General features: G+C 42.9%; 5 protein-coding genes. 4 read left to right on the top strand and 1 reads right to left on the bottom strand.

Annotated features, from left to right (window positions below; genetic code table 11):
• Nucleotides 1-258 precede the first annotated feature (258 nt).
• Nucleotides 259-4,443, top strand: coding sequence for a hybrid sensor histidine kinase/response regulator transcription factor (locus BLS28_RS07420; protein WP_176844396.1), 4,185 nt, complete (start codon nt 259-261; stop codon nt 4,441-4,443).
• Between the two features lie 37 nt (nt 4,444-4,480).
• Here BLS28_RS07420 and BLS28_RS07425 read toward each other — a convergent pair whose 3' ends face one another.
• Nucleotides 4,481-5,374, bottom strand: a complete 894-nt coding sequence (locus tag BLS28_RS07425) for a sialate O-acetylesterase (protein ID WP_091164063.1) — start codon at nt 5,372-5,374, stop codon at nt 4,481-4,483.
• A gap of 1,276 nt (nt 5,375-6,650) precedes the next feature.
• Between BLS28_RS07425 and BLS28_RS07430 the strand changes: the two genes are divergently transcribed.
• The 3 genes from BLS28_RS07430 (at nt 6,651) to BLS28_RS07440 (ending at nt 15,104) form a co-directional block, all read left to right on the top strand.
• Nucleotides 6,651-9,842: a SusC/RagA family TonB-linked outer membrane protein gene (locus BLS28_RS07430; protein ID WP_256337367.1), complete on the top strand. Its 3,192-nt coding sequence runs from the start codon at nt 6,651-6,653 to the stop codon at nt 9,840-9,842.
• Nucleotides 9,843-9,866: 24 nt separating this feature from the next.
• Nucleotides 9,867-11,426 (top strand): RagB/SusD family nutrient uptake outer membrane protein, encoded by a 1,560-nt coding sequence (locus tag BLS28_RS07435; RefSeq protein WP_091164065.1) that lies wholly within the window; start codon nt 9,867-9,869, stop codon nt 11,424-11,426.
• 105 nt (nt 11,427-11,531) lie between these two features.
• Entirely contained in the window at nt 11,532-15,104 is a 3,573-nt protein-coding gene (locus tag BLS28_RS07440; protein ID WP_091164068.1) for a VCBS repeat-containing protein, read from the top strand.
• The last annotated feature ends 16 nt before the right edge of the window (nt 15,105-15,120 follow it).

A 15,120-nucleotide genomic window follows, 5' to 3' on the forward strand; every position in this document is an offset into this window, starting at 1 on the left:
ACATTTGTCGATAGCAGGTCGGGCAATATCGTTGCCGCAAATTGGTCGATATGTACTTTTGTACAATAATTACAGGTTCAATTGAACAAGTGTGTTATTTCTTTGAACAAATGTTTGCCTGTTTCATCATCATAAAATGTAGATTTGGATAATGATGTTTGTTCGAAGACATCAATCACACCAATTTTAAAACCATAGTTCATCAACAATTTTTTTCTGCGGATTACCCGCTCCGGAAAAAAAGTAACAATGTTTGTTATGATGCATTCTGTACCCGATTTGTGTATTCGCAAAAAGATCAATACGGTGCTGGCAGGCACTGTGCGCGTTATACTCACCTTAGTCGTTTTGGCCAACCTCAGTTTCCTGGCAAATGCTCAAGCGCCTAACCTGAAATTTACCGCATTAACCACCAGGCAAGGGTTGATGGGTAACGCCGTAAACGCCATCGTAAAAGATAATAACGGGATGATGTGGGTAGGCACCTCCGAAAGCTTGAACAGATATGACGGAAGGAAGTTTAAAGTTTATACATTGGGTGCCAAAAGACAGGTAGAGCCAGGTTCCTACGAAATAAGCAGTATCAGTATAGACCGTGCCGGTACGCTATGGGTAGGCACTATCGGTTTTGGTTTATATTATTACGATAAGGTGGCGGATGATTTCAAAAGCTTTAGTTCGCCCTTAAAAGGACAGCGTTTAAGCCAGGGTGTTATTACCGCCGTTTGTGCAAACGATAAAAATGAGATTTGGGTGGGAACGGTAAACGGCCTTGATGTGATCAGTCCCGATCGTAAGCATATCAGCCATTTTGAAACCGGGACAGGCAAACCAGGGCTGATACCGGTTAAAAGCATGGGTTATATTTTTGAGGATAGTTACAGCAGGATGTGGGTTTGCACCAATTTAGGTTTGTATTTATATGATGATACGCATAAAGGTTTTAAAGCCTTCCGTCATCAAAAAAACGATACCCGTAGTTTACCCTCGGATGTTGTAATGACAGTTTCGGAGGATAAAGTGGGCAATTTGTGGGTAGGTACAGCTAATGGCTTAAGCCGCCTGGATAAGGATGGTGAACACTTTGTTAATTACTGCTATAATGATAAAGATGAGCAATCGTTATGTGGTGACATAGTTTACAGCATTGCCGCTGATGATAAAGACCACATCTGGGTTGGTACCGAAGGCGGTTTGAATGTTATGGATATCCACACCGGTAAATCCATCCGTTACCGTCATGATCCGCGAGATCCGTACAGTCTTAACAGTAAATCTATCCGAAGCATTTATATCGACCCTAAAGGCATTTATTGGGTGGGTACCTATATGGGCGGCATCAATAAATACGACAAAAACCTCACATTGTTTAATTATGTGCAACCAACCGAGTTAGACCCTTATGGTTTACGCGCGCCAATCGTATCATCTTTCGCGCAAAAAAATGACAATGAACTATACGTGGGAACGGACGGCGGCGGCCTTAGTATTTTCAACAACAAAACCAACCGTTTTACTCATATCGCAATCCAGCCTAAGGAAAAAATAAATTCGGCAGGCCTGCCTGTTTTGGCTATGTTGTTGGATCAAAAAAAACAACTTTGGATAGGAACATTCGGCCACGGGCTTTTTAAACTCAATACCGCAAACAATGGCTATACACAATTCACCAGCGGTACCGGAAAGCTAAATATCAGTCAAAATAACATTTTCTGCTTTAAGGAAGACCGCTTTGGTAATGTATGGATAGGTACTAACGGTGCAGGTATCGATATTTTTGACGCCAAGGTTGATAGCTTCCGGCGGTTTAAACCCGCTTTAGTGTCCGTAAAAGGCTATAAAATGCCATCAAATGGCTACATCAGGGCTTTTGAAGAGGATAACGACGGTAAGATGTGGATCGGGTCATATGGTACGGGTATCGCTATTTATAACCCGGCTACCAAAGTGTTCGACACACTTAATCCAATCAATACAGGTCTGCCTATAGCAGAGGTGTTGTCTTTAAAACGCGATACTAACGGCAATATGTGGATAGGTACCAATGGCGATGGCCTTTTCTTTTATGATCATCGGTTAAAAAAAATAACCCCGTTTAAATACAATAACCAGTTACCAAACGGTGTAATTTGTAAAATTTTGCAGGATAAAACCAATAATATATGGTTCAGTACAAACCAGGGTATTGGAAGAATTGACCCGGCTGATCAGAAACTTTATGTTTATTGTAACGATAACGGGCTTCAAAACAATGTTTTTTTAAACGGGTCGGGTATTATTGCCGCAGATGGCACGCTTTACTTTGGCGGGGTAGACGGGTTCAATTATTTTAAGGGATCAGATGTAAGGCTTAATAAAAACCTGCCGCCGGTTGTGTTTACTACGCTGAGTATAGATAATAAACGTATTTCGCCCAACCGTGATAACCCCTTGCCTGTTAATATCAGTGAGGCAAAAGAGATCACCATAAAGTATAAACAAGACATCTCCATAAACTTTGTGGCACTTAATTATACCCTTCCACAGCAAAATCGGTATTCGTACATTTTAGAGGGATTTAGCAATACCTGGAAAAATGCAGGAACATCCACAACGGCCAGTTATACCAACCTTGATCCGGGAGAATACACATTCAGGGTACGGGCATCCAATAATGATGGAAAATGGAATGATACCGGTACATCCTTGAAAATTATAGTGAAGCCGCCTTTTTGGAGGACTGTATATGCTTATGTGCTTTATGTTTTGCTGGCCTTTGGCGTGTTGTTGCTCATCCGCAGGCAGGGGGTTAAAAAGCTTAAAAAGAAATTGCACGATGAGCAGGAACGTAAAGCAGCTGAAGCCCGTCATGAGCTGGATGAGATGAAAATTAAGTTTTTAACCAACCTGAGCCATGAATTCCGGACACCGATATCTTTGATAATGGCGCCTGTTGATAAGCTTTTGGAGCAGCCTAACAGCGGGCCTGTTACCGAACAATTAGGCGTTATTAAAAGAAACTCGCGCAGGTTGCTTAACCTGGTTAACCAACTGCTCGATTTTAGGAAACTTGAAGAGAATGAGCTTAAGTTGAATTTGGTTGAAGGGGAATTTATTTCTTTTGTTCGCGAAGTAGTGGATTCGTTTTATGACCTGGCCAATAGAAAAAAAATTGTTACAGTATTTAAAACTGCCGGTGAAAGGTTATTTGTAAAATTTGATCATGATAAGGTGGAGCGAATATTATTTAACCTGCTATCCAACGCATTTAAATTTACGATGCCTGGCGGGCAAATTACTGTTGAAGTTACCGCCCCTGTTATATCGGAAGACGGCAATTCATACCGCTTGGGTATTTCGGTTGCGGATACAGGTACCGGTATAGCAGCCGAGCAGGTTAGGCATGTTTTTGACAGGTTTTATCAGGCAGATGCCCAGCCTGCCATACTTAACCAGGGAAGCGGGATAGGCTTATCGATAACACGCGAGCTTGTGCAGTTGCATGGCGGCGAGATTGGTGTGAAAAGTGAATTAGGCAAAGGCTCAATTTTCTCCTTATCAATTTCGTTGCCTGTAATTAATCTTTCAGAGACAGCAATGCATGGGCAAAATACGCCCGAGGCTGCCCCAATCGTTATCGACGATGACAAGAACAGTAAACCGAAGACGGCGATTGCCACTGGTGTTAACCAGCTGCATGTCCTGGTTATTGAAGATAATGATGAAATGAGGCAATACTTGTCCGAAAGCCTGGCTGCAACTTACAAAGTTTCGGAGGCAGCTAATGGCCGTGAAGGGTGGCATAAAGCACTTGCCGTACATCCCGACCTCATAGTTAGTGATATCAGCATGCCTTATATGGATGGGATCCAGCTAAGTTGTAAACTTAGGGCTGATAAAAGGACCAGCCATATCCCAATTATATTATTAACGGCGATGACCAGCCAGAAGGAGCAACTCGCAGGGCTGGAGTTGGGCGTGAACGATTACCTGACCAAACCTTTCAACTTCGATATCCTGAATATCAAAATTAAAAACCTGCTTCATCTAAATAAGTCGCTTAAAGAAACCTATCAGAAGAAGATAAAAGTTATCCCGGCAGACATGGATATCGAATCCTCGTCAGAACGGTTCATTAAAGATGTGGTGATGTATATTGAGAAAAACATCAACAACCCTAAGTTTTCCGTCGAGGAGATCAGCCATCATTTTAGTATGAGCAGGGGATCATTTTATAGTAAGATCACCGAACTAACCGGTGAGCCGCCTGTAGAATTTATCCGCTCCATAAAACTGGACAAAGCAGCTATATTGCTCGAAAAAACCGATTTGACCATTGCAGAGATAGCATACTCCATCGGTTTTTCGACGCCTCATTATTTTACCAAATCATTCAAGGCAAAATATAATGTTCTGCCTTCCGGGTACCGGGTGAAAAAAATAGATGTCAAAAGTGTGGCTTAAGTAAGCTTTCATTTTATCGGATAGAAAAATATCGATATTACCTGCCGGTATTCCCTGTTGTTTGAATAGGTAAAGGATTGGTAGTGGCCGGTGCCTTGTAACCCAACAGATTGAGCATTTGTAATCCGTATCGTGTGCCTAAAATTCGATAGCCATCAGCAGTGAAGTGCAGCTTATCTGATGCAGCCGGGCAGCCAATTGAATTGATCACATATGCGTTGGGGATAACTTCAGGAAGCTTATCAATTATGTGATTCATAGCAGCGCACTTGCCGCCCTGGTCTTCATCAACAAGCTGGCCAGCCAGCAAAGGAACTTTTTTGGCCTTTAGGTGAAGATCTTTCAATAGCATATCATAGATGCCTTTTACTTTCAGTGTCCAAAGTGTATCATTTGCGTTAGATTCGCCCTGGTGCAGCAAGATGCCTTTAATCACGCCGGATTTTTGTGCCAGTTTAGCCATCTCGACCAAATGGACATAGGGATTGCCTCCATATTCGTTAATCATGTTCACCATCCAGGAAGGTGCGGTGGCTGCATAATCCTTATAACTGTCTTTCTGGAACAATTCAATTTTACAACCAGCTACCGATACGTTCACAATACCAACTGTTACATCAGGAGGCAGAGCGGCTATCAGGGTACGGCCAAAGTAGTCGGCAGGGGTGAGGCCGGTATTGCAGCGTGCCAATGGTGGTACGGCGGTGTACCAGTTGCCCTTTGCCCGTTTAAGGTTAGGGCAGTCCACAGTTTCCAGTATTTGTAAACGCGGATCAACTACGGTATCCTGTGGCTGTATGCGGGCGTTACCTTCCATATTTGATTGGCCGAAGCACAAAAAAATATAAAACTTTTTGTTTTGGGCAGATGCATCACCAACAAATAATACTACGGTTGCCAACAGGGCAAGAGAAAAGATCCTTAGATTCATTTGATGTTCTTTTAGGTTTCGCGGCAGTCAAAATTGGCGGCCGGCTTGCCGATAAAAATAGGTCAACCTATAGTCATACTATTACAACAATTGTTGAAGTTGTTATAACAGTTGTTTAGGGCATTTTGCAATAGTCTACAATGAACAGCAATAAGTTGGAAATGGGGGAGCGATTGTGCGTTTAGTAAACCAATGTGTTAACCTTTTCAACATGCGTGTCATTTAAAGTTTACAACCTTTAATACATTTGATTGTTCGAGATGTACTAATCGTGAACTCCATAACCTTAACAAAGTTTACTGGTATGATCAACAATTATTTGTAGCATTTGCCTTAATGCGCAAATACTTTATCGGTGTACTTACAAGATATAATACCTCACCCTTATTACTTTTCTTTTTTTAAAATTGGTTGTAAGGACAGCGCGAGGCTGTCCTTATTTGTTTCCTGTAAGCTGGTGTATGCTGTAAATATTTATTATTTCTATCGCTATAAATCAATAAAATTTATTGTTTTAACAATATCTAAATATCGTATTTCGGGCACGCTCCGCAATCGATTGTTGTTGACGGTGTTTTTGTTTGCAAATTAACAAACCGGTGCCGGTTTCTGTTAACAAAAAGCACTTGTCTTTAACTTATTTTGGTTTTTATTTGTATTTAAGTATTTGATAATCAATAATTTGTTTTTTTATTAATCCCGAAAACAGACGTTGGGAAGTGCTATATATCATGCCGGAAAAATGTTTTAACATTGAAAGGAAACCCTGTTATAGGGAACTTGCTTAAACAAATGTTGTAAGATTAAGATAAATACTGCGCTACCTGCCCAACCACGAAAGATAATTTTACCCCTGTTATTACAACCTGCTTTTTGCCGGCTGTACAATTAGTACTGTTGGCATTACAACGTACAGATTACCAATTATAAACATGTTGACCAATAATGGAGCATTCGTGGCATTTGTTGTTTGCTGCCCGGTTCGGCGTGGGATACCGTTTGAAATTGAAAACTAATAACACCGACATACCAATTATCAATCAATTAACTAACAAGAAAAATTATGGAAAGACAAAAAAGAGATTTTCGGGTCCTGGATAAGTACGGAACAGCTAACAGATAGGTTTCGTCGTTCATTTAAATCTGGTAGTTACCATAAGGTGACACCAGGATAATTTTAGGCATATGAGCTTAAACGATGCAGGTAAATGTTGTGCTGAGCGCAAATCAGGCCAACGTTTTCCCAATCGAATCGAAAATTTAAAACCTTAATAACATGAAGTATTCTTTACAAAAAATTTATAATAACAAGTGGCGTTATGCAACGCTCATCTTAACCGGATGTGCGCTCGCAATGCCATCGGTGTCAATTGCGCATAACCGTGGTTCGGCAGGTTCATTGAACGGTATTACCATTAATGAAAATGGCGCTTTGAAAATGAAGCCTGCATTCAACGTTTCGGGCAAAGTTACTGATGATGATAACCAACCCCTGCCCGGCGTCGCGGTTTCCATAAAAGGCACAACCCAAGGCGTAACAACTGACGCCGGCGGTAATTTTAAAATAGCAGTGCCCGGCAATTCAGCGGTGCTCGTGTTCAAGTTAATCGGTTTTGCCCAGCAAGAGATCACGGTTACCAACGGTACTGAGCTAAAAGTGCAAATGAAAAAAGATACCAAGAACCTGGAGGAAGTAGTTGTAGTTGGATACGGATCGCAAAAACGTGCCAAAGTTACCGGGGCGGTTTCATCAGTTAGCGGGAAAACCCTGGCCTCTGTACCTGTTGGTGGTATCGAAGCGCTACAAGGCCGTATCTCTGGTCTTACTGTTACCAATAATGGCGGTCCGGGAACCGGGGCTATTATATCGTTGCGCGGCATCAGTTCTGTAAATTTCGGATCCGACCCTTTATATATTGTTGATGGTTACCCGGGCAGCCTCACGGGCGTTGATATTAAAGACATTCAAAGTATCGACGTGTTGAAGGATGCCAGCGCCGCTGCGATCTATGGTTCGCGCGGTACCAACGGTGTTATCATCATCACCACTAAAAAAGGTAACAATAATAGCCGTACGGAGGTTACTATCGACTCATATTACGGTATACAAAACGTTATCAAGAAATATGACCTGCTTAACACCCAGCAATACTTGCAATACGAGCGCGCCCTTAACGGGTCTGCTGGAATAGCTTTACCGCCGCGCCTGCAGCCAGATAACTTTAATAAGCCGATTTACGCAGGTAGTTCTCAAACCTTTGCCCAAACCAATACTAACTGGCAGGATGCTTATTTTAGAAGCAACGCGCCAATACAGCAGCATAATGTGGCGTTGAGCGGCGGCAATGCGGTATCCCGATTTTACACCTCGGCCAATTACTTCGATCAGCAGGGTATTGCCCAGGGACTAAGTGCCTACCACAAGGCTTTCCGTGCTAATTCCGATCATACCATCAGTAAGTTCCTTTCATTTGGCGAAACATTCAACGTTATTGAAAACCATCAGCGCTATGGCGTTGACGCGGGTAACCGTACCGCTATTACCAATGTGGTGAGGATGCAGCCGTATCTGCCTATTTACAATCCCAACAACGCAGGAGGGTTTATGGGGCCGCAAAATAGCTTCGACGGATCGGATCCTACCAATCCAATTGAAGCTGCCAAACTTATCGATAATACCAACCACGGCTTCACTATCCATGGTAACGCTTATGCAACGCTTAAGTTTACCCCATGGCTTAACTTTAAATCAATTTATGGTATTGACTACAATACCAATCAAAACAATACTTACACGCCTATTTACGATGACGGTGGTACTTCAAAATCCACAACAGCAGTTATTAACTACGGTAGGAGCACCAGCACAACTCAACTGTATTCTCAACAGCTTACCTTCGATAAAACATTCGGCAACAAGCACCATGTTAACGCCGTTTTAGTTTACGAGGCCCAGAGCTCGCGCGGCGATAACCAGGTATCTTCTGGTAATCAAAATACCAACACGGTAAGAACACTAAATGGCGCGACTAATCTTTACACTAATTACACTTATGGTACAAATCTCCTCGTATCGGAGGTAGCCCGTGTAGGGTACGACTTTGAAGGTAAATATTTGATATCTGGTTCTATCCGACGGGATGGTTTATCTGTATTTGCACCGGGACACAAGCACGAAAGCTTTCCTGCGGCGTCATTAGGCTGGAAGGTAGACCAGGAAAATTTCATGAAGGGAATCAAATCAATATCTTCATTAAAGCTTAGGGCGGGTTATGGTGTAACGGGTATTAATGGTACCGTACTGGGCAACTATCCTTATCTGCAGCCTATATCATCTAATATTGCTACCTATCCGTTCAACGGTTCATTGGCCGATCTTGGAAATGCATCATTTTACAGTGGTTTAAGTAACCTCGATCTGTCATGGGAGACAACCAAGCAAACAAATATCGGTTTGGATCTGGGTTTATTCCAGGAAGCGTTTACCCTATCTGCCGAGGTTTATAACAGGCAAACCGATAACCTCTTATTGACAGTACCTACACCGCCCAGCTATGGCTTTGGCGGGGCCGGTACTTTAGCAAACGTAGGTTCGATGCGGAACCGCGGCTTTGAAGTTACTTTAGGTTATCATAAAACAAGTGGCGAGTTTAAATACGATATTAACGGAACCTTTGCCTTGAACAGAAACAAGGTTTTAACGCTTAATACTGCAAATGCCTCAATTACCGCCGGTGGCGATGCGGATTATGGTGGCGGTAACCCTCTAACCAATACGGTGGTCGGGCAACCGGTACAGTCATTTTACGGCCTTATTGTTGACGGAATTTTTCAAAACGCGGCCGAGGTTTCTAATTCACCCACGCAAACAGGGGCGGCTCCGGGTGATATCAAATTCAGGGACGTAAACCATGATGGTGTTATCAATGATGCCGATCGTACCTTTATAGGTAGCTATCTGCCCAAATTTACCTATTCATTAAACTACAGCGCATCATATAAAAATTTCGACGTGGTGGTATTTTTCCAGGGTGTTTACGGCAATAAAATATTTAACGCCGAAAGGATTATCCTGGAAGGTATGCCAAGGCTTTTCAACGCGGGCACGAATGTTTTAAACGCGTGGACGCCTACAAATACCGGTACAAATATTCCGCGTGCCTTTTCCGGCGACCCGAACGGAAACAAAAGGCCTTCAACAAGATGGATTGAAAGTGGCTCATACCTCCGCATTAAAAACATGCAGCTTGGCTATAATTTCCCCACGTCATGGTTAAGGGCAAAAACAGATAACGCGCTTAACAGGCTCCGGATTTATGTGGCTTCAACCAACCTTTTGACGTTTACAAAATACAAAGGTCTCGATCCCGAAATAGGCTCACGTAACGGCACCCTCACCAACGGTATTGATTATGGCCAGTATCCGCAGCCAAGAGTAGTTCAGTTGGGTTTGCAGGCAACCTTTTAATGATTAATTTAAAAAGATACAGCGATGAAAAATAAAAAAATATTCGTGTGGTCGGCCCTTACAGCTATCATAGTAACGGCTACGGTTAATTCCTGTAAAAAGGGATCTCTCAACACCAGCGACCCTAATAACGTAACAACCAATCAGTACTATAAAACCAGCGACCAGCTAACCAAAGGCGTGAATGCTATATATGTTGCTATTCATTCGCTGGGGCTGGTATCAAGGGAATGGTTCTTTATTCACGATCTCAGAAGCGATGAGGTTGCAAGCGGCGGCGGACAGCTCGAAGCGCCCAGGGGCCAGATGCTTAATGGCAATGCAGACCCTGCCAACTCAGTATTGAACTCGGTGTGGAATGCCTGGTACACAGCAATATTCAGAGCGAATGTAGTTATTCAAAACGGACCAGTTGTAACCGATAATGGACCGTTGCGCGACAGACTGGTTGGCGAAGCTAAATTTTTGCGTGCATGGGCTTACTTTGACCTGGTTTCGCAATGGGGAGGAGTGCCGCTTCTTACGACACCCGTTAAAACTGCCAGCGATTTTCAACCCCGCGCGTCTGAATCTGAAGTTTATTCACTAATCATAAAGGACCTTCAGGATGCGGCCGCCGTTCTACCTGAAAAATCAGGTACTGACAAGGGACGGGCGACTGCCTCTGCAGCAAATGCCATGCTGGGCCGCGTACTGATGCAAAACGGCGACTATGCAGGTGCAAAGGCTGCGCTCTTAAAAATTCCTACAACCGGAGTAAACGGCTATACGCTTACCAGCAGATATCTTGATAACTTTGAAGAAGAGACCGAATTCAACAGCGAATCCATCTTTGAAATTGTATTTGTTGATAAAGGTGACGGCGGGTTTAACTGGGGCGGTGATAGCCCTACTGAAGCACAATCTACCGTGCGTAACCAGGAGTATAACCCAATTGCCTGGAGAAACCTTATTCCTTCAAATAAATTAATTAATGAGTTTGAAAATACGGCTACAGGTGCTGCCAAATCTGATCCCCGTTTTCACTACACCTGTTATCAATCGGGCGACACTTATAATAAAGGTGCGTCGGTGCTAACAGACGGCGACCAGAACGGCAACTCGTCAGTGATGAACGGCGTAACCAAAAAGATCAGTTTTCGTAAGTTCATGATCATCTACAAGGAAGGTTTGCCGGCAGCGGGTTTCCACCCGGGCGGCAATAATCAACGCATTATCCGTTATGCCGAGGTTTTATTGATGCTGGCCGAATGTGAAAATGAGTTGGGTAATACTGCCGCCGCAGTTAATTATCTTAATATGATACGGGCCCGTGCAGATGTTGCAATGCCGCCTTATCCAACCGCACAATATCCGGTTGGCTCAAAAGCTGATGTTGTAAAAGCAATTATGCACGAAAAAATGGTAGAAATGGGTTGCGAAGAAATAAGAAATATCGACATTCTTCGCTGGAGGAAAAAGCAATACTTTACAACCGATCCCTTCCCTTATTTCAAGAAAGGCCGGGATGAATTATTGCCAATTCCTCAGGCCGAGCTGGATAATAACCCTAAGGTAAACGGACATCAAAACCCTGGCTATTAATACTTAACTTGCTTATATAGCAGTTAAAAAGTATAAAGTTCGGATTTGTTAAAAGAGATAGGTTGCGCATAGCAGCCTATCTTTTCCATATAAACCAATTTATAAATGAAGAAATTTTACCCGGCTTTATTGCTCGTTGGTGTTGTTCTTTTTTCATGCGCTAAAAAGAAAACAGCACTGTTCGAATTGATACCGTCTTCACATTCGGGCGTTACTTTCAATAATTTAATTACCGAGAACGATTCAATCAACCCGATTGATAATGCCAATGTTTATAACGGCGGCGGAGTTGGCATAGGCGATTTCAATAACGATGGCTTACAGGATATTTACTTTTCGGGTAACATGGTATCAAACAAGCTGTACCTAAATCGCGGCGACTTTAAGTTTGATGATATTACAGATAAAGCCGGAGTTAATGGTTTAGGAAAATGGGGCAGAGGGGTTGCTGTTATCGATATTAATAATGATGGCCTTCAGGATATTTATGTATGCAATTCGCTGCTACAGGATAGCGTCAAAAGGCAAAATTTGCTTTACATAAACCAGGGGACAGATAAAAAGGGGATACCGCACTTTAAGGAAGAAGGCAAAGAATATGGCCTTAATATACACGCATATTCTACTATGGCAACCTTTTTTGATTACAATAACGATGGCAAGCTGGATATGTATCTTACCGTTAATAGGCCTGGGGACGGCTATTATGCAAACCAGTTTCGCCCGATAATTGCGGACGGCAGCGGTAAGAGTACAGGGAGGTTGTATGAAAGCAAATGGGATGCCCAACTTAAACACCCGGTGTTTAGCGATGTATCCAAAAAAGCCGGTATATCCATTGAAGGCTATGGGCACGCGGCAACTATTGTGGATATAAATAAAGACGGGTGGAAAGATATTTATGTTACCAACGATTTTATATCGCCCAATATCCTCTACATCAATAATGGTGATGGTATATTCACCAATAGATCTAAAGAATACTTTAAGCACACCTCTATGAACTCGATGGGGCAGGACATCGAAGATTTAAATAACGATGGTTTGGCCGATGTATTTGAACTGGACATGTCACCACCGGATAATTACCGGAAAAAAATGATGTCGATGCCGGAAAGCTACCAGTCGTATGAGTTATTTAATCATTATGCATACCAATATCAATATGCACGTAACACCTTGCAGATAAACCAGGGGCCGGGATTGGGGCAGAATGATTCTATCAAGAACCCCGTATTCAGTGAAACCGGGTTCTTGAGCGGAGTTACAGAGACCGACTGGAGCTGGACGCCTTTGATAACGGATTTCAACAATGATGGTTATCGCGATATCATTGTAACCAATGGATTTCCGAAAGATGTTACTGATCATGACTTTATCGTTTACCGAAACAATCCTTATTCCACAGCCTCAAAAAAAACTGTTATTGACCAGATTCCTACAGTCAAGATCCATAATTATGCTTTTCAAAATAATGGCGACCTAAACTTTGGTGATGTTTCCAGCCAATGGGGATTGGATTTACCGACCTTTTCAAACGGTGCCGCTTATGCTGATCTGGACAATGACGGGGCAATGGATATGGTGATCAATAACATTAATGACCAGGCTCTTATCTATAAAAACAATAGCCGCGCACTTACCTCCAAACCATCAAATTACTTGCAGGTAAAATTGAATGGCAACAACTTTAACAGGGATGGTATTGGTGCCTGGGTAGATATCTATTATGCAGGCAAGCAGCACCAGGTATACGAGAACAATCCTTATCGTGGATATTTATCGTCTATCCAAAACGTCGCGCACTTTGGCCTCGGCAAAGTCAATAAGCTCGACTCTGTAGTAGTGAGATGGCCGAATAATTATAAGCAGGTATTAAAAAATGTAAGCGCTAATCAAACGCTGAAAGTAAATATCAATGATGCGCGTCAGGCTTATAGTTGGGTTATACCCCAAAAAAACAGGGGGGCACTGTTTACTGAAGTTACAGGCACGGCAGGTATTAGTTACAGGCACAAGGAGGATGATTTTCCGGATTTTACCATTCAGAAATTATTGCCTCACAAATTTTCGGCGTATGCTCCGGCGCTTGCAGCCGAAGATGTTGATGGCAACGGGCTTGATGATATTGCTATCGGTGGTAACAAGAAATTTCCCGCTCAGGTTTTCCTGCAGCAGGCTAACGGTAAATTTAATCAGCGAAATTTAATTGATGTAAAACCGGACAGTGCAAATTATAAGGATGAAAGTTTATTGTTCTTTGATGCCGATGGCGATGGGAAACCAGATCTGTATATGTCCAGCGGGGGATATGAAAGCGCGCCGGGTTCAAAAAATTATGCAGACCGCATCTACCTTAACGATGGCCGCGGGCGGTTCAGCGAACAAAAAGGTGCCTTGCCCGGTAATTTTACAAGTAAGCTATGTGTCAGGGCATTTGATTATAATAAAGATGGCAAGCTCGATTTGCTGGTAACCGGCCGGGTTGATCCATGGCATTATCCCAACCCCGTATCCTGTTTTATCTTACGTAACGACAGTAAACCTGGAAAGTTGCAATTTACAGATGCAACGGCATCAGTTGCGCCTTGTTTGAAAAACCTCGGGTTAACCTGTGATGCCCTGGTTACAGATTATGATAATGACGGTTGGCCGGATCTTGTTATAGCGGGTGAATGGATGCCCATTACGTTTATCAAAAACGTTGGAGGCAAATTCGTTAACTCCACAGCGGCATCGGGTATTGCTGATAAGATCGGCTGGTGGAATTCCATCGCGGCCGGCGATTTCAGGCATTGCGGTAAGATAGACTATATTGTTGGCAACCTGGGAAAGAATAGTTTTTTCAAGGCCAGCGATAAAGAGCCCGTATATATCACGGCAGGCGATTTTGATAAACGTAAAACCACCGATGCCTTTCCATCCCTATTCCTCCCCGACACTGACGGGGTGAAACGTGAATTTCCATCTTTTGTTCGTGACGATGCTATCAAGCAAATGATCAGTCTCCGAAAAAAGTTTGTGAATTACCGCTCTTTTGGACACGCAACGTTGCAGGATTTGTTATCGCCCGAACAACTGAAAAATGCCTTGCGGTTAAAAGCCAATACGCTTACTTCATGCTATCTCGAAAATTTAGGAAACGGGACATTTAAAATGTACCCTCTGCCAAACTATGCGCAGGTTTCTGCCATTAACGGAATGGTAGTGGATGACTTTGACGGTGATGGCAATTTAGACTTAGCCATAAACGGGAATTATTACGGCACAAATGTTTCGGTAGGCCGGTACGATGCCTTAAACGGATTGCTTTTAAAAGGCGATGGCAAAGGAGGATTTAAGCCATTGACGATTTTGCAAAGCGGGATCTGTTTTCCCGGCGATGGAAAAGCCCTGGTAAAACTTAAGGGGAAAGATAACCGGTATTACCTCGCTGCCAGTGAGCATAACGGCAGTTTGAAGTTATTAAAGCTTAACATACCGGCTAAAACTATCAAAATTGAGCCGCAGGACGCGTATGCGGAAGTATCTGCAAAAGACGGTTCGGTTACCAAGCAGGAGTTTTATTACGGCTCGTCTTTTTTATCACAATCGGCAAGGTTTCTGAAAATAAGCCCGGACGTACAGAAAGTTAAGATTGTATCTAACGATGGCCGATGTAGGGAAATTAAGCTTTAATAATCCGCTTGTGGTA

This window comes from Mucilaginibacter gossypii (genome assembly GCF_900100945.1).
Taxonomy (GTDB): domain Bacteria; phylum Bacteroidota; class Bacteroidia; order Sphingobacteriales; family Sphingobacteriaceae; genus Mucilaginibacter; species Mucilaginibacter gossypii.

What these genes read in the sequence shown, in the direction of transcription:
- BLS28_RS07420 (WP_176844396.1), top strand. Translation starts at nt 259, where the DNA reads ATGATGCATTCTGTACCCGATTTGTGTATTCGCAAAAAGATCAATACG.
- BLS28_RS07425 (WP_091164063.1), bottom strand. Translation starts at nt 5,374, where the DNA reads ATGAATCTAAGGATCTTTTCTCTTGCCCTGTTGGCAACCGTAGTATTA.
- BLS28_RS07430 (WP_256337367.1), top strand. Translation starts at nt 6,651, where the DNA reads ATGAAGTATTCTTTACAAAAAATTTATAATAACAAGTGGCGTTATGCA.
- BLS28_RS07435 (WP_091164065.1), top strand. Translation starts at nt 9,867, where the DNA reads ATGAAAAATAAAAAAATATTCGTGTGGTCGGCCCTTACAGCTATCATA.
- BLS28_RS07440 (WP_091164068.1), top strand. Translation starts at nt 11,532, where the DNA reads ATGAAGAAATTTTACCCGGCTTTATTGCTCGTTGGTGTTGTTCTTTTT.